Raw genomic sequence first — 25,210 nt, forward strand, 5'->3', positions numbered from 1 at the left:
ATATTCATCCTTTCTTTACATATAATTTACCCATTTTTTTTGTAGTTTCATCTGAATAAATGTAAAAATTAAAATAATAATTAATAATAATATTATGATTGTTGAACCATATCCTTTATCAGAATACTTAAATGCATTATTATAAAATAAATAAACAAGTGAAACTGTTTTTTCATATGCAGGGCTTGTTATATCTATCATCATATAAATAACATCAAACACTTGCATACATTGAATAACAGTAGTTACTATTACAAAAAATAATGTTGGTGAAACTAACGGAAGTGTTATGTTAAAAAACTGTTTAATAGAATTAGCACCATCAATACTTGCGGCCTCATAATAATCTTTTGGTATTTCTTGAAGCCCAGCTAATATTAAAACCATACTATATCCCACTGTACTCCAAATTCCAATAATTATTATTGAATATATAGCTATGTTTGGATTATTTATCCAATCTATTTCAGAAATTCCTATTTTACCAAGTAAATAATTAATAAGGCCAAAATTTGTATTATATAGCCATTTCCAGACCATAGTTATAGCAGCCGGTGTAGCTACCATTGGAATAAAATAAATTGTTCTATAAATATTTCTTCCTTTTATCTTCTTATTAAGTATAGTTGCTAAAATAAGTGCAATAACAACATTTAATGGTACAACAAAAACCGTATATTTTAGAGTATTTATAGTTGCTTGCCAAACCTGCTCATCACCTAATAATCTTATATAATTTTCAAATCCTACAAAAATATCATTTCTACCAAAATCACCACTTTTATAAAAACTCATTTTTATAACTTGAAAAATAGGTATTATATTCAATATAATTAAACCTATAATAGTAGGAGCTATAAAAAAATAACCCCAAATCCACTCTTTTCTACTCTTATTAGGAACAAAAAGTCTTTTAAATAAATTATTTTTTGTAAGTTCCATAATTATTTCTCCTTATATTCAATAAAAAAACAATAGCTAATTTATAAATTCGCTATTGTTTTTTTAAATTTAATTTTCTTGACTTAAATAATCATTCATCATTTTAGCTGTATCTTTACAAGCTTCTTCAACTGACATTTCTCCAAGATAAGCTTTTTTCAATATTTCAGTTGCTTTATCTTCCCACTTAGCTGTTGAATTAGAGTATGGTCTAATTTGTGCATAATCTAACATTTCTACATAAGCACTAGTATTAAAAGTTTTATTATTTTTTGCCCAGATTTCTGCTGCTCCATTATATGCAGGAATAGCCACTCCTAATTCTCCTTGTTTTTCTTGCCCTTCCTTTGAACTTAAATACTCTACCCATTTCCATGCTTTTTCAGGATGTTCTGTTTTAGCTGAAATAGCATTACCTAAGCCATTGAATATAGTAGCTCTATTACCATTATTTGCTGAAGGTAGTACAGTTACATCAAAATTCTCACTCATATATTCATTTTCTGAAAATGATGCCAAATTCCAAGAACCAAAAAACCCCATAGCAACTTGTCCATTTTGTAAAGCTTCTGCTCTTTCTTTATCATTAAAAATCTTAGGAGATAATCCTTCTTTAGATAAATTAAAGTAATATTCCATAGCTTCTATAGTTTTAGGATTATCATAACCTGATTTTTTATTGTCATCTATTATAGTACCTCCATTTTGATAAACAAAATTATAATATCCTTCTTGATTATGCAATGGTGCTAATATTCCATATTGACTTCCATCATCTTTTGTTAATTTTTTAGCAACATCATATAATTTATCCCAATTCCATGTTTCGTCTGGATAAGGTATATTAGCTTCATCAAACATCTTTTTGTTATACCATAATCCTATAGTATCGAAATCTTTTGGTATTGCATATTGATTTTCATTAATATTATAAATTTTATTCAATCCCTCTGGATAATTCTCTAAATTAACCAGTTCACTTTTATCTATATATTCATTTAAATTTAATAACATTTCATTTGAACCATATCGATAAATCTCATTTGAATGCATCCAAAATGTATCAGGCAAAGATCCTCCAGTTGCAGCAGCTTCTAACATTGTCCAATATTCGTTCCATCCTATTACTTGAATATTAATTTTTGTATCTGGATTCTTACTTTCAAATTCATCTGCTATCTTACGTATTCCTTTTTCTTGTCCTGAATCCCATATAGCATAAGAGATTGTTACAGGTTCTTCATCTGATTTTGCTGAATCTTCTTTAACATTGCTTCCACAACCAACTAAAAATAAAGCACATAGGCTAAGAGATATAATTTTAAACCTCTTTTTCATTTTATTTCCCCCTAAAAAAATATTTAAGCATATTTATTGCTATAAATAAATTTTATCATTGAAAACTTTACTAAAAAATGTTATTATTACTCTAAAATATATTAAAATTTGTACTTTTTTACATTTTTTATATATATTGTATTAATAAATATATATTTTGGAGGAATATATGCATAAATTTGAAACTTATGTATTTAATAATGAAAATTATATTGATTTGAAACTAATTCAATTTGGATATGAAAAATGTGAATCTTTACACTCAATAGGACCAACAATAAAAAATAATTACCTATTTCATTATGTAATATCAGGAAAGGGAAATTTTTTTTGTGTGGATCCTAAAACATTTGAAAAAAAATCTTATGAAATATCAGCAAAAGAAGGTTTTTTAATTTCTCCTAATGAAATTTGTTCTTATCAAGCTGATAAAAACACTCCTTGGACTTATATATGGATTGAATTTAATGGTATAAAAGCTAAAATTTTTATGGAGAAATCAGGATTAACACCATCAACCCCTGTATTTAAACTTAAAGAAAAATCAGATTCAAATAAAATTATTGAAGAAATCAATACAATAATTAAAAATAACAAAAAAAATTCTTCATTTTTAATAGGTCACCTTTACATTCTTATGAATAATTTAATAGAATATTCAGCAAATAATACTATAACAAACTTAAACTGTTTAAAAGAAATATATATCAAAGAGGCTTTAAATTTTATAGAAAAAAATTATAATAAAAATATTTCAGTAGAAGATATATCAAATCACTGTAATTTAAGTAAATCATATTTTACTAGGCTATTTAAAAATCATATGAATATAACTCCTCAGGAATTTTTAATTAAATATAAAATGTTGAAAGCATGTAATTTGTTAAAAGATAAAAGATTATCTATAAATCAAATTTCAGAAATACTAGGTTATTCTAATCAATTTAATTTTTCAGTAGCTTTCAAAAAAAATTTAAATTTATCTCCTTCTAAATGGAGAATAAGTTATTATGAAAATAATAAGAATATCTAGATAATATTTATTAATTTTATCCAAAACATTATTGTTTTAATATAAAATTTTAAAATTATAAATAAAAGAGAAAATTAATCTTATAATAATTTTCTCTTTTAAAATTATATCTTTAAATCTTATATTAAATTATACAAAATACAATTATAATTTTTTATTTCCTTCTTTTAATTTTGTATTTTAGCTTTTACAATAAATCTCAATAAATTAATTATTATCAAATATTTATTCTATAATCCATTTTTATACTTATATTATGTTAAATTTTGCTTATTTTAAATACTATAAAAAGTATAATTTACTATTATTTTACAAAAATCAAGTTTTATATACTAAAATTTTTTTGATTTTATATTAATTACTTCTCAAAATAATAACAAGCTTTATATAGCTTATCAATCATTTTATATTCATGTTCTTTACATTTTGCATCTTTCCAATATAAGCTAGCATTTTTCCCCTCTCCCTCTTCAGTAAGTTCACTCATTATCCTTAACTTTATACTTCCTTTTGATATCATTTCTTTAAAAGTGCTCTTCTTTGCTTCAGGAGACATATTAGAAAATTTTGAATTAATATTACTCTGAATAATACATAGATTTCCAAAGCAATCTATTCCTTGAGACCATGGTTCAAAGGTTCCTTCTGATGGATTTTGCGGATACCAATGCTCTATAGAATTTCTAAATTCAAATGTAAAATTATCATATTTTTTAGAATCAGATTTCCATAATAAAAAATCTAAATAATTAAATACAATATGAGGTGTACTTACTCCCATTTTATAAACTCCATCTTTACACTTTTCAAAAAATTGTTTACGTACTGAATTCTTAGCTATTTCTTCAATAATATTTGTAAAAATAGACAAATCCTCTCTAAAAACCTTAGCATAATTATCTTTAGATAACCAAATTAATATCTGTGTTATCCAATGCATTGCTTTTGGTGATGTATAAGAAACTCTTAATGCAGACTGAAGCATTATATTTATCTTATTACGCTCATTACTCTTCTTTTCTTTATTATGTTCTCCTTTACAAACAAACTCTGTGTTTCTATAATAAGGCTTCTTCTTTGACTGTTGTCCTGAAACATGAAGTGATTTTATACTCCATTCTCCATCAATACTATCATTTGAATACTCTCTTTTTAAAATATACTTATCAAATAAATACCTTGTTCTTAAAAGGCATAAGATAAAATCCTTTGAAAAATCCTCTTTATTATCATTAATTCTACCTTCTCTATTAATTCCATGTGAAATAACTTTCATAAAGCTATCTATAAGCTTTTTATCATCAAGTAATTCCTCTATAAGTTTTAAATTCTTATTTTCGTGTAAAATATCTTTAATTGATATATAAACTTTCAAGGTATGTATAAGAAAATAAGGAAAATCAATAATACTATGAAATCTTATTTTTAAATCATTATCTAAATAAATATTATCTATAGTTACCGAAAAATTAACATTAATAATTTCATCAATAGTATATCCCTCATTATTTGATAAATTTAATTCTAAATTTTCTTTATAACTTATCCAATCACCTAAAGGCATACAATCCCAAGTACTTCCAAAAAATTCTTCACGAATTTCATTTCTTTTACTCATAAAGTGCATTTGAACATAACCTGTCATATCACTACAGGCCTCCCAAATTATTGAAAATATTTCCCTATCTTTATCACATTTAAGATAACTCATAAGAGTTGCTTTAAGAATATCATGTTGTTCAAGCTGTTCGCCACGAGTATTCATTATTTCAAAATAACGGTTAAGGTCAGTATTTTTAGGAACTTCTATACGATAAATAACTACCTTAGCAAGCTTTTTACAAAATTCATCTTTATTAAAATTTCTCCTCTTTATTTCTTGCATGATTATTTTTATACCATTTTCAATACTGTTCTCAATTCGTTCTATATCAATATTACTATAATCATTATTTATTAATTTCTTAATATTTAAAAGAGTATAATTTGATTTTTCTCTACAATCAAACTTTAAAGATTCTTTAACTTCATATCCTAAACAATTTAATAAAATATATAGAGATGTTAATCTTTGTTGTCCATCTACAACCTCAAATTTATTATCTTTTCTAGATATAATTAAAGAACCAATATAATAATTTTCATCATTAGAAATATCTTTAATATCCTCTATAAGATTAATAATATCTTTATATTCCCAAGCATATGCTCTTTGATAAAGAGGAATACTATATTCAATATTAGTATCGAATATATTACCTTTATCTTCTAAAACATGTAATTCATTAACTAAATCACTCATTTTCTTCCTCCAACAGCCCATTCATAATCTTTAACCTATTATATAAATAATTCCACTTTTCACTATTTGCCTTATCTGGATTTCTCTTGACCTTTATTTGTAAACTTGAAATATCCTTGTGAATACGAGCTAAACTTATCTTTGAAAACATTTCTAATGAATTTGTATATCTTGAATTTTCATTATTACCAATAGCATATTTATTTACACTATCAAAGCCTAAATTCTCCATATCAACACGAAGCATAAAAGCCCATGTAAATAATTTTTTTACTGCCATTTCATCAAAATTATTAAACTTATTGTAATAACAAAGTAGTACACAATAAAATAAATTTTTTGTATATTTAAAGCCAACTGAACCATACTTTATAGCTTCCATTTCTTTTACAGTATATACCTTTTTACCATTGCAAAGTATAAATTTCATATGAGAAAAAGAAGAATTATTTAAAATTTCTGTTTTTATATCGGTTAATAAATATAAGTAGTAATCTACCATTTCAAAAAAAGCCTTACCAGAAATAAAAGGTTCATTAATCTGAAAGCAAGGCATAGATTTAATAGTTCGTTTAGCATATGAATAAGTTGATGATTCAGATACTCCCTTATATATATCTATATCTTTTACAGTAAATTCTCTGCTCCTTACTCCTCTTGACCAATTCCATATTGGAAATAAAAATAAATTAAACAAATCTCTTATCTCAGAATTCCTCTTTAACTCCCAATTATTAACTGCTCTTTTCATTTCATATGGATACTTTTTCATTTCTCTTAAATGATATGCTTTTAAAATATCATGTGGCTCTAATGCCTTACCTCTTGTATTCTGAGAGTCAAAAAGTTGAAAAGCCTCTGATATATTTCTAACACTAAGAACAACTACTTCTAATATATTTTCAAAAGCATTAATAAAACTTACTTTATTTTCATCACTTTTTATAGAAAACCACTCTCTAATAAACATATAATTATTATGTATATTCGCTTGAGTAAACTTATTTATAAATTTTTTCTTTAATAAAGGCATTTTAAAAAAAGGGTCAATACATTTCCTTATTAAAGCTAATGAAATAATACGTTGTTGACCATCGACTACATCAAATTCTTCTAAATTATTTTTATGGAAAATAATTGTCCCAATACGATATTTATATTTATTGTTATATTTTTTTGAATCATCAATAGCTATACTAATATCCTCAAGTAATTCCTTAATGTTTTGTACTGTCCATTTATATGGCCTTTGATAACTAGGAATATTAATTTTCATTTGTAACAAGTCATTTATACTTTTTATCTCGGCCATAATAAACCTCCTATATCTTAAAAAAATTTTAATTTATCCAATTTAATCTAAAATTTTTTTTTATTTTAATCTTTTATTATTTTAAATTTACTAAAATAATATGTAATAAATTTATGTTAAATTGTAAATCAAATAATTAATACTTTCAACATACCAATTGTAAAATTAATTATTAATTAAAACTTAAATAAACTTAATTAAATAAAAAAATAAAAACTTTGAAGACATAATTTTAAGCATTCAAAGTTTTTATTATATATTCTAAATTAAAACAATTTATTTTTCTTTATTATAAATATTTATCTTTTTACTAGCAATGCAACATTTTCTATATGTGCAGTATTTGGAAACATATCAACAGGCTGAACTTCTATAGTTTTATATCCATTATCTTCTAATATTCTTAAATCTCTTCCTAATGTACTTGGATCACAACTTACATATACTATTTTTTTAGCATTTATATTTGTTATAGAATCTAATAATTTTTTATCACACCCTTTTCTTGGTGGGTCTACTACTACAACATCAGCTTTTACTCCCTCATTTATTAAATTTGGAATTACAACCTCAGATTCGCCAACAAAAAACTCTACATTTTCCACATTATTTTCTTTTGCATTAAGCCAAGCATTCTCTATAGCCTGTGGTATTATTTCTACTCCATATACCTTTTTTGCCTTTTGAGATAAAAATAATGTTATTGTGCCAGTTCCACAATATGCATCAAAAACTTCTTCCTTTCCTGAAAGATTTGCATATTCTAAAGCTTTGCTATATAAAACCTCTGTTTGAATTGGATTTACTTGAAAAAATGATAATGGAGATATATTAAATTTAAAATCTCCTATGTAATCTGATATTGTATCCTCTCCCCATAAAGTTTTATTATCTAATCCTAATATTACATTAGTTTTCTTTTGATTTATGTTTTGTATAATGCTTTTTATTCCCTTAACATTTTTAACTATTAAATCTATAAATTCCTCTTTATGTGGAAGCTTTTCTCCATTTGTAACTAAAACAACCATAACTTCATTAGTAGTAAAACCTCTTCTTATCATTATGTGTCTTACTATTCCCTTTTCATCATATTGTCCCTCTACATTATAAGGTCTTATATTAAATTTCTCTATCCACTCCCTAGTAAGCTTAACAACCTTATCTCCTATTTCATCTTGAATTAAACAAGATTCCATATCAATAATGTCATGACTTCTTTGAGCAAAAAAACCAATTTTAACCTCTCCATTTATTAAACCTATTGGCAACTGAACTTTATTTCTATACCTCCAAGGATTTTTCATTCCTAAAGGATATTTAACAATACTAGAATCTATTTTACCTATTTTACTAACACAGTCTTTAACTCTCTCCCATTTAAAATCTAACTGTGCTTTATAAGATGCATGTTGAAGTTTACATCCACCACATCTTTTATAAATTGCACAAGGAGGAGTAACTCTTTCTTTTGAAGCTTCTATTACCTCCATAAGTTTTCCGTAAGCAAAATTTTTATTAACCTTTACTATTTTTACTCTAACCTTTTCGCCTTTTAAAGCACCTTCAATAAAAATAGGATATTTATTATCTATTTTAGCTATTCCTTCTCCCTCATAACCTTGAGAGATTATATCAAAAATATATTCTTTATTCTTTTCAACCATTAACTAAAACTCCCTTATATTTTTAATCATTATTTTCTCTAATTTATCTATAAATAAATTTAACTACTAACTAACCTTTAAAGTTTATCATAGGAAATAATCTTTTACAATTAAGCTTTTATAAGCTTTTATTAATTATTTATTTTAAAAATTTATCAATTTCTTCTCCTATTATCTTTATTCCCTTTTCTATATCTTCTTCTGAAAGTCTTGTAAATCCAATTCTTAAAGTATCTCTTTTATCTCTTTTTATAACCTTATCTAAATTAATATAAAATATTCTATTTTCTTTTTCTAAATAAATTTCATTATCTATATAAAACAAATCTCCTGGCATAAAGATAACGCCTCTTTTATAAGTATTTTTTAAAAGTTTTCTTGTATCAACACCTTTTACTTTTAAAAACATATAAAGTCCACCTTCGCCCCAAACTTCTACACCTTTTATATATCTTTCTATTATGTTTTTAGTAAACTTATACTTTTCTTTATAAACTTTTCTAACTTTTTTTATATACTTTTCAAAGGCTCCACTAGTCATAAAATCATAAAGAATTCCTTGGTCTAAAAATGAGGTATGAATATTTCTGCATCTTTTAACACTTTCTAGAATCTCTATAATTTTCTTATCACCATAAATCCATCCTATTCTAAGACCTGGAAATAATATTTTAGAAAAACTTCCTATGTAAATAACTCCATTATTTTCTTTATCTAAAGAAGCTAATGGAATAGTTGGAGAACTTTCATATAAAAGTTCCTCATTAAATCCATCCTCTATAATAGGAATATTAGCTTTTTTTAAGATATTATATACTTCCTCTCTTTTCTTTATAGAAGCAACAACTCCTGTGGGATTATGATATGATGGAATTAAATAAGCAAATTTAATTTTTCCCTTGAATTTATTGATTTTTTCTTTTAAATCCTTTAAATTCATACCATCTTTAGTCATTTCCACACCTATAATATTTAGCTTATGAGTTTTAATTATCTTTAAAGCTGTATTATGAGTTGGATTTTCACAAAGTATATAATCTCCTTCCTTAGTAAAAGCAGAAAGCATAATATCTAATCCTTCTGTAAATCCATTAGTTACTATTATTTCTTTCTTTTCTGAATAAGCTCCCTTTTCTTTCATATAATCTTTTAAATACTCTATAAAGGGTTTATATCCAAGAGCATATCCATAATTAAGTATTTTATCTTTTTCTAAAGCAATTCTATTATAAAAAGACCTTTTTAATTCTTCTATATTAAACAAATCTCCAGGAGGTGCTATACTTTTAAAAGAAATCATTCCTTTCTCCCACTTATCTTCACTTTTTATAATATCTAAATTTTCTGCTAACAAACCATATTCATTTACTTCTTTAATCCAATTAATATTCCAATTTTCTTTTTCATCTTTTAAATCTTTTTCTTCATCTACTACACTTTTAAAAAATTCTTTATAAGAAGCATTTTTCTTAACAAAAGTTCCCTTACCCTTTATAGATTCAAGAAGTCCTTCACTTTCTAAAATTTCATAAGCTGACATTATAGTATTTCTTCCTATAGATAAAACACTACTAACCTCCCTTGAAGAAGGAAGTTTACTTCCCTCTATTAATACTCCTCTATTAATAAGGTCTCTTATATAATTTGCTATTTGTATATACTTCTTCTCATTTTCATTAAAAGCTAAATTTTTAAACATAACTTCCTCCAAAGTAAATAATATTAAGTATAACATTATTTAAAACAAAAGAAAGCAAGGCTAAAATTTTGCCTTGCTTTCTTTAATCTAAAGCTAAAAATCCTTTATTAGCTAATATATGTTTATCAGCTTCACCTATAGGTTTAAATCCTTGTTGTAAAAGATTATTTATATAAATTTTATTATATGTAAAAGAAAATACTATATTACTTACAATTGGAACAAATATACATAGAACAAATTGAATAAGTCCCCACTTCCAATCACCTCTACAAAAAGCTGGGAAAAATCCAAATAATAAAGTAGTCCAACTATATCCAACCTTACATTCCTTAATCATACCTATGTTATTTTTCAATCTAATATTCATATTTTCACCCCTAACTTTATCTATCTATTTCTAGAATAGAATACTATTTATCTCTCTAAAATTCAATAATTTTCAAATTATATTTAAAATTATTAAAAAATAAAAATTTTGTCTGTATAAATAATATTATATTTACACATTCTATATAATGTTGGTGGTTCCAACAATGAGGTTCTTAAATTTAAGGAGGAATTTATTATGAAACATAATTCAAGCATAGGCTGTACAGTTAACGAATGTAAGTATCATTGCAATGAAGACAACTTTTGTACTTTAAATAAAATACAAGTTGTAAAACACAATGCTGAAGCTTGTTCTACAGAATGTACTGACTGCGGAAGTTTCGTAAGAAAATAATTAAATTTTTAACTTTAACCCCAAAAGGAGACTAATTACTTAGTCTCCTTCTTTCTTTAATTACATAAGAGGGGCAAAAACTCTGATTATTGCCCTTAAGATTCTAGTTGGTAATTTAACCTTAGCACAATCTTCTAAAGTAATCCTTTGACATTTTTCTAAAGTACATAAAAAATCATCTTTTATCTCTCCAACCGATTTAGTTTTATAAAGCCAAACTGCACATTCAAAATGAAGATATAAACTTCTATAATCCATATTTATAGTACCTACTACACCAATCTCATCATCAGAAACAAAGGTTTTTGAGTGTATAAACCCTGGAGTATATTCATATATCTTAACCCCCGCCTCTATAAGTTGAGGATAATAAGCCCTTGTAACTATATGAGCATACCATTTATCTTCAATATGAGGCGTAACTATCCTTACATCCACTCCACTTTTAGCAGATAAAGTAAGTGCTGTTACCAACTCATTATCTATAATAAGATATGGTGTGTTTATATATACATAATCTTTAGCCTTATTTATAATATTTAAATATACATTTTCACCTACTATTTCATCATCTAAAGGACTATCTCCATAAGGCTGAACATATCCATCCCCTAAAAATTCATCTTCATGATAAAAGTAAGGATAGTATTTTTCATACTGTTCCTTTCTCTCACTATAAAAATTCCAAGTTTGAAGAAACATAACTGTTAAGTTCCATACAGCATCTCCTTTAAGCATTATTGAAGCATCCTTCCAATGGCCAAATCTAACGACTTCATTTATATATTCATCTGCTAAGTTTATTCCTCCTGTAAAGCCAGTATGTCCATCAATTACAGTTATTTTCCTGTGGTCTCTATTATTCATTCTTAAAGATAAAAGTGGAACAAAAGGATTAAAAACCATACATTTAATTCCTTTAGCTTCTAAGACTTCATTATATTTATATGGCAATGTACTCAAACATCCCATATCATCATAAACAAATCTAACTTCTACTCCCTCTTTAACCTTTTCTTCTAAAATTTCTAAAATTGAGTTCCACATAACTCCTTCATTAACTATAAAATATTCCATGAAAATATAATGCTCTGCTTTTTTTAATTCTTCTTTTAATCTTTCAAAAAACTTTTCTCCTGGTGATAAATACTCTGTAATAGTATTTTTATATACAGGAAATTGAGAGTGGTCTACTATATATCTTGATTGATTTGCAATACTCTTATCTAAACTTTCTATCTCTTTTAATACCTTCTTATCATCATATAATAAATGTGCTGTTTCATCATAAGAAGATTTTATCTGTCTCCTAAATCTTTTACTTGTCTTGTTTCCCCCAAAGATTAAATAAAACAACCCTCCAAAAACAGGAATTAAAAGTACAGGTACTGCCCAAGCTAATTTATATGAAGGATTATCTTTTCTACTAACTATATAAATAAAAACTACAATACTTATGAATATAAATAAAAAATACACATATATAAAATTCTCACTAATTTTCCATATGGCTAAAATAAGTATAATAAGTTGGATAAATATAAGAAAACCAACTATAAAAGTTCTACTAAATAACTTTTTAAGAAATTTGTCCATTTACTCCTCCTTAAAATTTAAACATATACTTTAGTCAATTATTTATTTAATAATAGTTTCTTAAAATTAGTCCATTAAATCCCATCCCTTAATAGCAACTTTATAATATAAAAATTTCGGTGTAAATTTACTTACAAAATATAAAATTTTATTGCAACCTCCAGGTATTACTAATACCTTTAAATTTTTATTTAAGTTCTTTAGACTTATCCTAACTACTTCTTTTGTACTCATCCATCTTACAAGCCCTTTATTTTTTAATTTACTTTCTTCCATATTTAATTTGCTATGAAAATCAGTTCTAGTAAATCCAGGACATAAGCATTGTACCTTTATGTTATACTCTAAAAGCTCCATAGCTAAACATTGAGTAAAGCTTATTAAGAAAGCTTTAGTTGAACAATACATAGCTGAAGTTGGAAAAACATTAAATCCAGCCATAGAGCTTACATTTATTATGTAGCCTTTCTTATTTTTCTTCATAATATTACCTACCACATGACAAAGTTTCATTGTAACAATCATATGAACCTTAGCCATATCATATTGTTTGCTATACTCATCTTTAGTAAATGAATCTTCAGCACCATAACCTGCATTATTTACTAAAAACTCAATATTATAATTATTTTCTATACTTCTAGTAAAATTATCAAACTCCTCTTCCTTTGTTAAATCTAAAATAACAACTCTACATTCAACATTAAATTCTTCTTCTATATCTTTAGCTACTTTTTTTAATTTATCTTCTCGTCTACCTATTAATATTAAATTATATCCCCTTTTTCCTAATTCATAGGCATATTCTTTTCCTATTCCACTAGTAGCTCCAGTTATTAAAGCATCCTTACCTAAAGTTTTCATTTTACTCACCCTTAAAATTTTATTTTTCTTATTATCTATTATATTTTATTGTTATATTTTCTTATGGTCAATTCTATTAAACTTTCAATAATATTCTAAAAAAAGCTAGAACTTTTAAAATTAGTTCTAGCTTTTTTAACTATCTTTTATGAAAAGTTTCACATTCTGTAGAATCAGAGGCATTGGCTTCTGGTCCAAAAATTTGTATATCCATAGAAGTACAATTCATATCTTTATTATACACACAGTTCATAGCATAACACCTTACCTTATAATCCATAGTATTATCATTATCAAAGGCTTGCATTAAAGTCCCTGCATAATTTGTATTAAAAACATTTTTAACAGCATTTACAAAATTTCTAGGTGCAAAGGTAATACAAGAAGTTTCCTCTCTTCTTTCTGCTCTTTCACCATTAATTTCAATCTTCATAGCTGTGCATACTCCATTTATATAATTAACACAGTTATGAGCTGAACAAGCTAATCTTGTCATAAAAAACACTCCTTAAAACTTCTTTTAAGTTATTTTTTGCACTTATAGATATATTTATACCAATGCTTTTTTAAAGATAAAAAAGAACAAAAAAATAAGCACTCGATGGTATCAGTCATCAAGTACTTTTTATCTTGGAATCAGTTGCCATTTGATTCTACTTATATTATTTCATAAGCACTATCTAATATACACTATTTTTTTATAATTGTCATAAAAAAAATGTTAAGTTTTTGTAAACTATTTATTTTTATAAAAATTATTAAATATAATTAATATTTAACATCTATATACTATTAAAAATTTACATATTTATCTTAATTATTTTAAGTTAACAATTTATTAATATTTTTAATTGTAAAATAAAAAATAGGTAGATTATTCTACCTATTTTTATAATTAGTTATAAAATTATTTTACAACTTCAACTTTTACTATGTTAGTGTTTCCTTCGTTAGCTGGTACACCTGCAACAACTACAGCAGTATCATTAGCTTTAACGAATCCAGCATTTTTAGCTATTTCAACAGCAGTTTCTAATGAAGCATGCTCAGCAACTACTGGGTAAACTCCAAAGCATAATGCAACTTTCTTAGCAACTCTTTCATTTGGAGTTACGGCAACGATTGGTGCATCTGGTCTGCATTGAGATATTCTCTTAGCAGTAGCTCCTGATTGAGTTAAAGAAACTATTGCAGCTGATTTTAATTCATGTGCAGCATTACATGCAGCTCTTGAAATAACACCTGGTACAGCTGGTATATGTCTCTTAGCTCTTGAAGCAGCTAATTCGTAGCTTAACATTTCTTCTGATTTAGTAGCTATTTTAACCATAGTTTCAACAGCTTCTACAGGCCAACTTCCGTTAGCTGATTCACCACTTAACATGATAGCATCAGTACCATCTAATATAGCGTTAGTTACGTCTGAAACTTCTGCTCTTGTTGGTCTTGGGTTTCTCATCATTGAATCTAACATTTGAGTTGCAGTAATAACTGGTTTTCCAGCATGGTTACATTTTTCAATGATCATTTTTTGAACTGAAGGAACATCTTCCATTGGTATCTCAACACCAAGGTCTCCTCTAGCTACCATTATACCATCTGAAGCTTCTATGATAGCATCTATGTTATCAACACCTTCTTGGTTTTCTATTTTTGAGAATATTTGTATATCAGCTCCACCATTAGCAACTAATACTTCTCTTATAGCTTTAACATCTTCTGCTTTTCTTATGAATGAAGCAGCAACCATGTTAACGCCCATTTCACAACCGAATATTAAGTCAGCTCTATCTTTATCAGTCATAGCTGGTAATTTTATTGATACTCCAGGAACGTTAACTCCTTTGTGAGTTCCAACTAATCCAGTATTTTTTACTACACATTTAACTGCATTTCCTTCTACTGATACAACTTCTAATCCAACTAAACCGTCGTCTATTAAGATAGTATCTCCAGCTTTAACGTCTTTAGCTAATCCAGCATATGTAACTGAACACTTAGTAGTGTCACCTATTACATCTTCTGCTCCAGCATATATAGTAAATTCTGTTCCAGCAGCTAATTCAACTTTGCTTGGCTCGAATTTTCCTGTTCTTATTTCAGGTCCTTTAGTATCTAATAATATAGCTACTTCTTTACCTAATCTTTTTGATATTTCTCTTACTTTAACCATTCTTCCTTTATGTTCTTCATGGTCTCCATGTGAGAAATTGTGTCTTGAAGCGTTCATACCTGCCTCGATTATTTTTGTTAAGATTTCTTCGTTTTCACTAGCTGGTCCGATAGTGCATACTAATTTTGTTCTTCTCATTTAAAAAACACTCCCTCGTAAAAAAATTAACCCTAAGTTTAAAAATATATAATAAATAATAAATTATAAAAATTTATTATGTCATTAACTAAAATAAAATTACTCGTTTATAGCTTTTGCCATTTCAAAAAGATTTTCATCAAAAGTTCTTTCTATGTCTAAAGCTTCATCTATATCCATGTCAAATATTTCATTTTCTTTAATTCCTATAACCTTTGAAGTTTTTCCTTCTAATAAAACTTCTACAGCCTTAGCTCCCATTCTTGATGCTAATACTATATCATCAGCAGTTGGTGAACCACCTCTTTGAATGTGTCCTAAAATTGTAGCTCTAGTTTCTATACCAGTTACAGCTTCTATTTCTTTAGCTAATTCAGCAGAACCTCCAACTCCTTCAGCAACAACTATTATGCTATGAGTTTTTCCATTTGTTTTTCCTTCTAAGATAGTTTTAATTAACTCATCTTTATCAAATGGCATTTCTGGAACTATTATAGCTTCTGCTCCACCTGCTATACCAGCGTATAAAGCAAGGTCTCCACAGTTTCTACCCATAACTTCAACTATAGATACTCTTTCATGTGAAGTTGATGTATCTCTTAATTTGTTTATAGCATCTACTACTGTGTTTAATGCAGTATCAAATCCTATAGTGTAATCTGTGTAAGATAAGTCATTATCAATTGTTCCTGGTAAGCCAACAGTTTTAACTCCTAATTTTGAAAGAAGTTTAGCTCCCATAAATGATCCATCTCCACCTATAACTACTAAAGCTTCAACACCATAAGCTTTTAATATTTGAGCAGCTTTTTCTCTTACTTCCTCTTGTTTAAATTCTAAACATCTAGCAGTTCTTAAGATTGTACCACCTCTATTTATGATTTCAGAAACAGATTTTCTATCCATTTTGAATAGTTCTCCATTTATTAATCCAGCGTATCCTCTTTGAACTCCCATTACTTCAAGTCCATGATGTAAAGCCATTCTTGTAACAGCTCTTAAAGCAGCGTTCATTCCTGGTGCATCTCCACCACTTGTTAAAACAGCAATCTTTTTCATAATATTTTCCTCCTCTACACCACTTGGGACAAATTAAGTCCCAACAGTGCCAAATATTACCCACATTTTTAAGATATTATTTATATATGTTAATTGTTTATCAATTTTAGACTAACTTTTGTTTTATCCCAATTTAAATTTAAAGAATTTAAATACCCTATGTAACTTTTTTAATACTATTCTACCAAATTAATTTTACTTAAAGTAAAGCCTATTTTCAACCTTTTTATGCACAATTAAATAAAAAAACTATATATGTGATAATTTTTTCAATTATTATTATGCACTAAAATCATTTTAATATTTAATTAAATATTAAATCTTTAAGTTATAATTTTCTTTTAATTCTTATGCTTTAGGAATTAAAAATTTTAATATAACAAAAATTAGATTCTTAAAATTAAAAAAATTATTATTTTTTTAATTTTAAGAAAATTTACAAATTTATTTTAGCACTTTTAAAAAAAATGTCCACTTTTAAAAGTATTATTACTAGTGTTAAATTTAAAATATCTCTCTCAAACTCAAAAAGTAATCGTTAATACCCCTTTTAACAAAAAATATTTTATATTCTAGTTTTACCTTAAAAATGGACATTTATTTAGCATATTATTTAATTTTAATAAAATTTAATTCTAAAACTTCTATTATTTTCTAATTTTTCTCAAAATTTATTTTTTTATGAAGAAACAACTTTTACATTTTCTTCTCCAAACTTTTCTTTTAAAAATTCTAATACACCTTTATCTAAATCCAACCACATATCTCTACTTAATCTAAAAGTCATTTTCTCCTTTGCAGTAAATAGATAAACTGGTGAATCTCCTCTATATGAAGATAATAATACCTTTAAAGGCTTAACTATTTTATTAGCCTTTTCTCTATTTTCAACCTTTATATAAACCTTAGAAGAATTAATAAGTTCTAAGGGTTGTATATCCTCACATAATATTTTTGGTTCCTCATCTTCTTTCAATGAAAGCCTTCCTCTTATTAAAACAAAGGAATCTTCATTTACTAACTCATTGCATTTTTCTAATACTTTAGGAAATATAACACACTCTAAATATCCTGTTAAATCTTCTATTTTACCAAAGGCCATAAGAGTGTTGTTTCTTGTTACCTTTCTAGATACATTAGTAAGTATTCCCCCTACAATAACTCTAGTTCCATCAGTTATAGAATTATCTAAAACAATATCTTCTAACTCAATATTTCCTTGTTCATTTAAATTATTTTGAACCTCTATTATCTTTTCTATAACAACTGAAGTCTGCTCTTTTAAGGTCTTTTCATAATCATCTAAAGGATGACCACTAATATAAAGCCCTGTCATTTCCTTTTCCATAGCAAGTAAATATTTTTTATTAAATTCTTTTATATTTGGATATTTTATCTCTAAATTTGATTCACTTTCTTCTTGCAAAGCTCCAAATAAAGACATCTGACCATCTATATTTTTCTTTCTTTGAGAATATACTCCATCCATTATTTTCTCAAAAACAGATAATAGTTGAGACCTATAAACTTTTAAACTGTCAAAAGCTCCTGCTTTTATTAAACTTTCAACAGCCCTTTTATTTACAATACTTAAATCTATTTTATTGCAAAAATCCATAAGTGAAGTAAATCTTCCCTTCTTCTCTCTAGATTTTGCTATATTTTCAACAACATTTACTCCTACATTTTTTATAGCTCCCATACCAAATCTTATAGTATCACCTTTAACAGTAAATTTTGTGTAACTCTCATTTATATCTGGTGGCAAAACTTGAATTCCAAGCTTTTCTGCACTTCTTATATATTCAGATACTTTATCACTATTACCCATAACAGAGTTAAGCATAGCCGCTAAAAACTCAACTGGATAGTATTTCATTAAATAAGCTGTTTGAAATCCTATTACTGCATAGGCAGCAGCATGACTTTTATTAAAAGCGTAAGAGGCAAAATCCATCATAGAATCAAATATTTTATTAGCAGCTTCAGCAGAAATTCCATTTCTTAAGCATCCAGGTACTTCTATATTACCCTCTTCGTCCTCAATTCCATATATGAAATTCTTTCTTTCTTCTTCCATTACCTTATGTTTTTTCTTAGACATAGCTCTTCTAACAAGGTCGCTTCTTCCCATAGAATATCCTGCTAATTTTCTAACAATCTCCATAACCTGTTCTTGATAAACCATAACTCCATAAGTTACATTTAATATATTCTCAAGCTCTGGAACTATATATTTAACTGATTTTGGATCTCTCTTACCACTTATATATCTTGGTATTTCTGCCATAGGACCAGGTCTATACAAAGATATACCTGCTATAATATCCTCTAAACAATCTGGCTTTAACTCTTTCATGAAAGAAGTCATTCCTGCAGATTCTAATTGAAATACTCCTACTGTATTTCCTTCCCCAATCATTTTATAAACTTCTTTATCATCAAAATCTAAATTATCTAAATCTATACAAACTCCTCTATTATACTTAATCATATCAATAGCATCACGCATAACAGTTAAAGTTCTAAGTCCTAAGAAATCCATTTTAAGCAAACCAAGTTCCTCAAGAGTTGTCATATCAAATTGAGTTACAATAGATTCATCATTTTTTTGAAGTGGAACATAATCAACTAATGGCTTAGAGGCTATAACAACTCCTGCTGCATGGGTTGATGAATGTCTTGGAAGTCCTTCTAATCTCCTACTTACATCAATAAGCTCTTTTACTCTCTCCTCATTATCATATATAGTTTTAAGCTCTGGATTTAAATCTAAAGCTTTATCTATTGTTACTCCAAGAACTGTAGGTATTTGTTTAGCTATTCTATCCACCTCTGCATAAGTATAATTCATAGCTCTTCCTACATCTCTAATACAAGCTCTTGCTGCCATTGTTCCAAAAGTTATAATCTGAGATACATTATCATGCCCATACTTTTCAACTACATAATCTATAACTCTCTGTCTTCCTTCATAACAAAAGTCAGAATCTATATCTGGCATACTTACTCTCTCAGGATTTAGAAAACGTTCAAAAAGCAAGCTATATTTCATAGGGTCTATTTTTGTTATACCTAGAGTATATGCAACTAATGCTCCTGCTGCTGAACCTCTTCCTGGTCCTGTTGGTATTCCATTGTCATTGGCATACTTTATAAAATCCCAAACAATTAGAAAGTAATCAACATATCCCATTTGCTTAATTACCCCAAGTTCATATTCAAGCCTTTCAACATCCTCTTTCACCTTTTTATTATTTTCACTAATTTCATACACCTTATCTATATCATATATTCTCTTTTCTTTAAGAGGCTTTAATTCCTCTAACCTATCTATAAGACCATAAAAACAGGTTTTTCTAAGATAATCAAAGGGTTCCACCCCCTCTGGTAATGGGAATTTGGGAAGTTTTGAAACATGAAATTCATAATCAAAATTACATTCCTCTGCAATTTTTAATGTATTTTCTAAAGCTTCTGGAATATAATCAAACATATCCCACATTTCTTCTGGTGATTTTAAATAAAATTGATCTGATGGATATCTTCTTCTATTTGGGTCATCTACAGTTTTTCCTGTTTGTATGCACATAAGTATGTCATGTGCTTTAGAATCCTCTTGATTTATATAATGAACATCATTAGTTACAATTAAAGGAATATTAAGTTCTTTAGCTAATTGTATATTTACCTCATTAACTTTTCTTTGTTCTTCTAGCCCATGATTTTGAAGTTCTAAATAAAAACCCTCCTTGAAAGTATCTCTATAAAAAGTTGCAGCTTCCCTAGCCTTATCTATATTTCCATTTAAAATAGCTTTTTGCACCTCTCCTCCAAGACAAGCACTTAAAGCTATGATTCCTTCTGAATGTTCCTTTAAATATTCTCTGTCAATTCTAGGCTTATAATAAAATCCTTCAATAGAAGCAACAGAAACTATTTTCATAAGATTTTCATATCCTTTTTCATTTTTAACAAGAAGAACTAAATGATATGTCTTATTATCTTCATCATTACTCTTTATTTTTCTAGACTTAGGAACAACATAAACTTCACATCCTAATATAGGTTTTATACCTGCCGCCTTTGCTTCTTTATATAACTCAACACACCCATACATAACACCATGGTCAGTTAAAGCAATACTTTCCATCCCAAGTTCTTTAGCCCTTTTAATAAGTGGCTTTATTTTTCCAGAACCATCAAGTAAACTGTACCCCGAGTGTAGATGCAGGTGGCAAAATTTCTTCTCCCCCATTAAATTCACTCCTTTCTTAAGCGAAAAATTTTCTATATTTAAACTTTAAATAAACTTTCTATATAAAATATTTAATTAACTTAGTTTAACATAACAAATTTATATTTATAAATATTATCTCATAAAAATAATCAAACCTATATTAAAAACTTAATATAGGTTTAAAAAATTACTTAAAACTATTTCTAACTTCATCTATAGCTTCTTGAAGCTTAACTTTAGCCTCATATACAGGCTTCTCCATATTTTGCATAGCAGAAATAAAATCTTCTTTATTCATTCCTAATACTTTATTTCTATTAGCATTTAACTCATTTCTTAGAGAACTTATATCCATTTTTAAATTTTCTATATTTTCAATAATTTTTTTATTAGCTACCTTTAAAACTTCTTGAGATGGTGAAACCTTAGAACTAAGCTCATTTTTTAAATTTGTAAGCTCTGTATCTAAATTTTTATAGTAATTTTCATACTCCTCATAAGTTGCATTTTTTCCTTCTTCACTAACTTTAGAAAAATCGTATTTTGTTCCTAAGTTTATATCTCCTAAATAAGTTTTTATTTTCTCTTCTAAAAGATTTCTATACTCTGTTGCAGTATCTATAGATAAATCTAGATTATTCAACTTATTATCTCTATTTTTATTACATCCTATAAAAGCTAGGGGTATAAAAATAATAAATAAAGCTAAAATCAAAAATTTTTTAGTAAATTTTTTTGACATGACAAGACCTCCAATTTAAATAATATTACTTGATTTATCTTTCCCATAAAATAAATTTATATTATTCAATTAGAATATCTTTTTATCAAAAAAATCTTTTAAGTCTTATTTAAAATAGTAAAATACTAAAAATAACCTCTTAAAAGATTTTAAATGGCTTTTAAAAATTCCCTGTTCTAAGCTCTTCAGCTATTTTTTCAATTTTTCTTAACCTATGATTTACTCCTGATTTTCCAACAGGAGGTTCAAGCATCTCACCAAGTTCCTTTAATGACTCCTCAGGATAAGTTAATCTAAGTTCTGCAACTTCTCTTAAATTCTTTGGAAGTCTAGCAAGACCAATTTCTTTTTCTATAAGTTTTATACTCTCAACTTGTCTAACAGCAGCATTTACAGTTTTACTAAGATTTGCAGTTTCACAGTTTACAAGCCTATTTACATTATTCCTCATCTCTTTCATAATCCTAATGTTTTCAAGCTCTAAAAGAGCAGTATGAGCCCCTATTATGTTTAATAAATCTACTATTTGTTCCCCTTCTTTTATATAAACTATGTAACTATTTTTTCTTTGTATAACCTTTGCTTTTAACCCAAAAGTATTTATTAACTTCCCTAAATCCTCTGCATATTCTTGAGAGTGAGTAACAAATTCTAAATGATAAGTCTTCTCTGGATTACTTATACTTCCTCCACCAATAAAGGCACCTCTAATATAAGCTTTTTTCTTAGCTTCTGTATCAACTAAATTTTTATCTATATGATAATCTAAAGACATTATTCCATCTATTTCTCTTAATATACCTGTTATCTCAAGTAAATTTTTAACGCCCATATCTTCAGTTATAACAACCATATAAATATTATTCTTCTTTAGTGAATTACTCTTTTTAACCATAAGTTTTGCATGTATATCAAAATAATCTTTCAATATGGTAAACATCAATCTTGCAGATGCAGGATTTTCTGTTGTCATCTTGAAACTTATTTGTCTACCACTAAAAGCAAGTGTACCACATACTTTCATAATAGCTGATATTTGAGCAAGAGCTTCCTCTTTTGATATATCAATATATCTACATATTTCTCCCTTTACTTTTGCTGAAAATGACATGGCTACTCCTTCCTATTTGAACTTTCTCTTTTCTTAATTCTTTGCGATAAATATATATACTCTAAAATTTTCTTTCTATCATATAATAAATGCTTTTCCATTACTGTTTCAATGAGAAGTTGTGCTAAATAATCCGAATTATGCCTTACATAGTCACCCTTAATCTTTGTTAAGTCTCCAGAAATAACACATAAGCCCATTTTCTTTAGCTTATTAGTATCAAGTTCTACAAGCTCGGAATTTTTTTCTAAATATTTTTCTTTTAACTCCTCTGAAATATTTCTAGAATTTGCAATTATACAATCTACCATATCTTTTCCACAATGGTCTAATATAACTTGTACATGGTCAGAAACTGTAAAACCATCAGTTTCCCCAGGTTGAGTCATTATATTACAATTATAAATTTTAAAAGCCTTACTTTTTTTAATAGCCTTTCTTATATCCTTTACTAAAAGATTAGGTAAAACACTAGTATATAAGCTTCCAGGACCTAAAACTATAGAGTCAGCTTCCTCTATAGCTTTTAAAGCCCTTTCTAAAGCACTAGCATCCTCTGGAATTATTCTTAACCTTTTTATAGGACTACTCTGGTCTATAACTTCTTCTCCAATTATAGACTCTCCTCTAACTTTATGACCATTCATAAGTTCTGCTTCTAATATCATATTTTCTAAGGTTACAGGTAAAACCTCCCCCTTAACAGCAAGTACAGAGCTCATTTTTTGAACAGCATCTTCAAAATTTTCTGATATTCCATCCATAGCTGCTAAAAATAAGTTTCCAAAGCTCTGTCCTTTTAATCTTCCGTCATTAAACCTATACTGCAATAAATCATTCATTAAAGGCTCTGTATTAGCTAAAGCTAAAATACAGTTTCTTATATCTCCAGGTGGTAGTATTCCTAGGTCCTCTCTTAATATCCCAGAACCACCACCATCATCTCCAACTGTTACTATAGCTGTTAAATTAGATGTATAATGCTTTAATCCCCTAAGCATTGTTGAAAGACCAGTTCCTCCACCTATTACAACAATTTTAGGTCCTTTTATCAATAGTCTATCATCCTCTATTAAATCCTCTAATTCTTCTTCTTCAATAGATAAATTTATATATCCCTTATTTACTAGAGAAACCATTGATTTAACACACCAAACTATAGATTTGTATCCTACTAAAGCAGAAAATAATATTAATATTATAAATACAGCCTTATCTTGAATTGTAGTTACATGAATCTCATCTATTAATTTTGCAATGGATACAGCCATTGTTATAATAGATGCTAAAGCCAAAAAAATGTATCGTTTCACTTTTATACCAGGCTTTAGTAATTTTTTCATCATCATAGTTTCCTATCTCCCCTATTTATGTCCTCGTTAATATCTCTATGTTCTAAAGTAACATGGAAGCTCTTAGATAAAAGGTCTTTATATAAAGCATTTGCTATTGCTACTGACCTATGTCTTCCTCCTGTACACCCAATAGAAATTATAAGTTGTCTTTTTCCCTCTTTTATATAGTTAGGTATTAAAAACTCTGCCATATCTGAAAGTCTTGATAAAAATCCCTTTGTTTCTTCTTGAGAAAGAACATAATTTTTTACTGGTTCATCCTCTCCTGAAAATGGTTTTAATTCAGGAATATAAAATGGATTTGGTATAAACCTTACATCAAAAACTAAATCTGAATCTGAAGGAATACCATATTTAAACCCAAAGGATAAAATAGTTATAGAAAGATTTTGATCTACTGGTTTACCATCTCCATATAAAAGATTTATTTTTTCTCTTAAGTTTCTTATAGGATAATTTGAAGTATCTATTATATTATCCGCTCTATCTTTAAGTTCTCTAAGTCTCATTCTCTCTTCACTAATACCTGTTATTATTCTTCCATCTGGTGAAAGGGGATGACTTCTTCTAGTTTCTTTAAATCGCTTAACTAATACCTCATCGGAAGCTTCTAGAAATAAAATTTCGTAATTAAAATCATTAGCTTTTAAATATTCTATGCTTTCAAATAAATCATCAAAGAATATTCCACCTCTTATATCTATAACTAAAGCTATTTTATCTATTTTACCTTCACTTTGGACACAGGCCTCTGCAAATTTTGGTATTAATTTTGGTGGTAAGTTATCCACACAAAAATATCCTAAATCTTCCAAACTTCTTGTTGCCTCTGTTTTACCTGCTCCTGATAGTCCAGTAACTATTACAAATCTCATTTCATCATCTCCTATATATCTATAATATATTTCACTT

The 25,210-nt window shown here is 27.1% G+C and carries 19 protein-coding genes; 2 read left to right on the top strand and 17 right to left on the bottom strand.

The window, feature by feature from the left end:
- Positions 1 to 15 precede the first annotated feature (15 nt).
- Both AC4FQV_RS06630 and AC4FQV_RS06635 read right to left on the bottom strand, forming a co-directional pair.
- Positions 16 to 942: a carbohydrate ABC transporter permease gene (locus tag AC4FQV_RS06630; protein ID WP_491165153.1), complete on the bottom strand. Its 927-nt coding sequence runs from the start codon at positions 940 to 942 to the stop codon at positions 16 to 18.
- 69 nt (positions 943 to 1,011) lie between these two features.
- Positions 1,012 to 2,280: an ABC transporter substrate-binding protein gene (locus tag AC4FQV_RS06635; RefSeq protein ID WP_491165154.1), complete on the bottom strand. Its 1,269-nt coding sequence runs from the start codon at positions 2,278 to 2,280 to the stop codon at positions 1,012 to 1,014.
- 169 nt (positions 2,281 to 2,449) lie between these two features.
- Here AC4FQV_RS06635 and AC4FQV_RS06640 point away from each other — a divergent pair, with 169 nt between their 5' ends.
- Positions 2,450 to 3,313, top strand: coding sequence for an AraC family transcriptional regulator (locus tag AC4FQV_RS06640; RefSeq protein WP_491165155.1), 864 nt, complete (start codon positions 2,450 to 2,452; stop codon positions 3,311 to 3,313).
- A gap of 358 nt (positions 3,314 to 3,671) precedes the next feature.
- On the opposite strand, the gene AC4FQV_RS06645 is transcribed toward AC4FQV_RS06640, so the two are convergent.
- The 5 genes from AC4FQV_RS06645 to AC4FQV_RS06665 form a co-directional block, all read right to left on the bottom strand.
- On the bottom strand, positions 3,672 to 5,615 hold the full coding sequence (locus tag AC4FQV_RS06645; protein WP_491165156.1) for a GmrSD restriction endonuclease domain-containing protein: 1,944 nt from the start codon (positions 5,613 to 5,615) through the stop codon (positions 3,672 to 3,674).
- Complete coding sequence (locus AC4FQV_RS06650) at positions 5,608 to 6,927, bottom strand: DUF262 domain-containing protein (RefSeq protein WP_491165157.1); 1,320 nt, start codon at positions 6,925 to 6,927, stop codon at positions 5,608 to 5,610. The genes AC4FQV_RS06645 and AC4FQV_RS06650 overlap by 8 nt, the downstream gene beginning before the upstream one ends.
- Before the next feature lie 299 nt (positions 6,928 to 7,226).
- Entirely contained in the window at positions 7,227 to 8,594 is a 1,368-nt protein-coding gene (rlmD, locus tag AC4FQV_RS06655) for a 23S rRNA (uracil(1939)-C(5))-methyltransferase RlmD (RefSeq protein ID WP_491165158.1), read from the bottom strand.
- A gap of 139 nt (positions 8,595 to 8,733) precedes the next feature.
- Positions 8,734 to 10,293 (bottom strand): aminotransferase-like domain-containing protein, encoded by a 1,560-nt coding sequence (locus AC4FQV_RS06660; protein WP_491165159.1) that lies wholly within the window; start codon positions 10,291 to 10,293, stop codon positions 8,734 to 8,736.
- 82 nt (positions 10,294 to 10,375) lie between these two features.
- Positions 10,376 to 10,663: a DUF2628 domain-containing protein gene (locus AC4FQV_RS06665; RefSeq protein ID WP_491139669.1), complete on the bottom strand. Its 288-nt coding sequence runs from the start codon at positions 10,661 to 10,663 to the stop codon at positions 10,376 to 10,378.
- 198 nt (positions 10,664 to 10,861) lie between these two features.
- On the opposite strand from AC4FQV_RS06665, the gene AC4FQV_RS06670 reads away from it, so the two are divergent.
- Positions 10,862 to 11,020 carry a DUF1540 domain-containing protein gene (locus AC4FQV_RS06670; RefSeq protein ID WP_491139670.1) on the top strand — a complete coding sequence of 53 codons (159 nt, stop codon included), beginning with the start codon at positions 10,862 to 10,864 and terminating at the stop codon, positions 11,018 to 11,020.
- A gap of 60 nt (positions 11,021 to 11,080) precedes the next feature.
- Here the strand turns inward: AC4FQV_RS06670 and cls are convergent, their stop codons facing one another.
- The 10 genes from cls to rapZ all read right to left on the bottom strand — a co-directional run bounded on the left by cls (position 11,081) and on the right by rapZ (position 25,173).
- Positions 11,081 to 12,616, bottom strand: a complete 1,536-nt coding sequence (gene cls / locus AC4FQV_RS06675; RefSeq protein WP_491165160.1) for a cardiolipin synthase — start codon at positions 12,614 to 12,616, stop codon at positions 11,081 to 11,083.
- 66 nt (positions 12,617 to 12,682) lie between these two features.
- Positions 12,683 to 13,480, bottom strand: a complete 798-nt coding sequence (locus AC4FQV_RS06680) for an SDR family NAD(P)-dependent oxidoreductase (protein WP_491165161.1) — start codon at positions 13,478 to 13,480, stop codon at positions 12,683 to 12,685.
- A 139-nt stretch (positions 13,481 to 13,619) separates the two neighbouring features.
- A complete protein-coding gene (locus AC4FQV_RS06685; RefSeq protein ID WP_491139673.1) occupies positions 13,620 to 13,976 on the bottom strand; it encodes a DUF1540 domain-containing protein in 357 nt (118 codons plus the stop codon).
- Between the two features lie 411 nt (positions 13,977 to 14,387).
- On the bottom strand, positions 14,388 to 15,791 hold the full coding sequence (gene pyk, locus AC4FQV_RS06690) for a pyruvate kinase (protein ID WP_491139674.1): 1,404 nt from the start codon (positions 15,789 to 15,791) through the stop codon (positions 14,388 to 14,390).
- A 99-nt stretch (positions 15,792 to 15,890) separates the two neighbouring features.
- Positions 15,891 to 16,850, bottom strand: coding sequence for a 6-phosphofructokinase (pfkA, locus tag AC4FQV_RS06695; protein ID WP_491139675.1), 960 nt, complete (start codon positions 16,848 to 16,850; stop codon positions 15,891 to 15,893).
- A gap of 679 nt (positions 16,851 to 17,529) precedes the next feature.
- The gene (locus tag AC4FQV_RS06700; RefSeq protein WP_491165162.1) at positions 17,530 to 21,108 is read right to left on the bottom strand and encodes a DNA polymerase III subunit alpha; all 3,579 of its coding nucleotides are present in this window, start codon (positions 21,106 to 21,108) and stop codon (positions 17,530 to 17,532) included.
- Positions 21,109 to 21,277: 169 nt separating this feature from the next.
- The gene (locus AC4FQV_RS06705; protein ID WP_491165163.1) at positions 21,278 to 21,832 is read right to left on the bottom strand and encodes a hypothetical protein; all 555 of its coding nucleotides are present in this window, start codon (positions 21,830 to 21,832) and stop codon (positions 21,278 to 21,280) included.
- Between the two features lie 160 nt (positions 21,833 to 21,992).
- A complete protein-coding gene (gene whiA, locus AC4FQV_RS06710; RefSeq protein WP_491139678.1) occupies positions 21,993 to 22,943 on the bottom strand; it encodes a DNA-binding protein WhiA in 951 nt (316 codons plus the stop codon).
- 2 nt (positions 22,944 to 22,945) lie between these two features.
- Positions 22,946 to 24,292 carry a gluconeogenesis morphogenetic factor MgfK gene (mgfK, locus tag AC4FQV_RS06715; protein WP_491139679.1) on the bottom strand — a complete coding sequence of 449 codons (1,347 nt, stop codon included), beginning with the start codon at positions 24,290 to 24,292 and terminating at the stop codon, positions 22,946 to 22,948.
- Positions 24,289 to 25,173, bottom strand: a complete 885-nt coding sequence (rapZ, locus tag AC4FQV_RS06720; RefSeq protein WP_491139680.1) for an RNase adapter RapZ — start codon at positions 25,171 to 25,173, stop codon at positions 24,289 to 24,291. The genes mgfK and rapZ overlap by 4 nt, the downstream gene beginning before the upstream one ends.
- Positions 25,174 to 25,210: the final 37 nt, after the last annotated feature.

The organism is Clostridium sp. TJA038, from assembly GCF_058310255.1.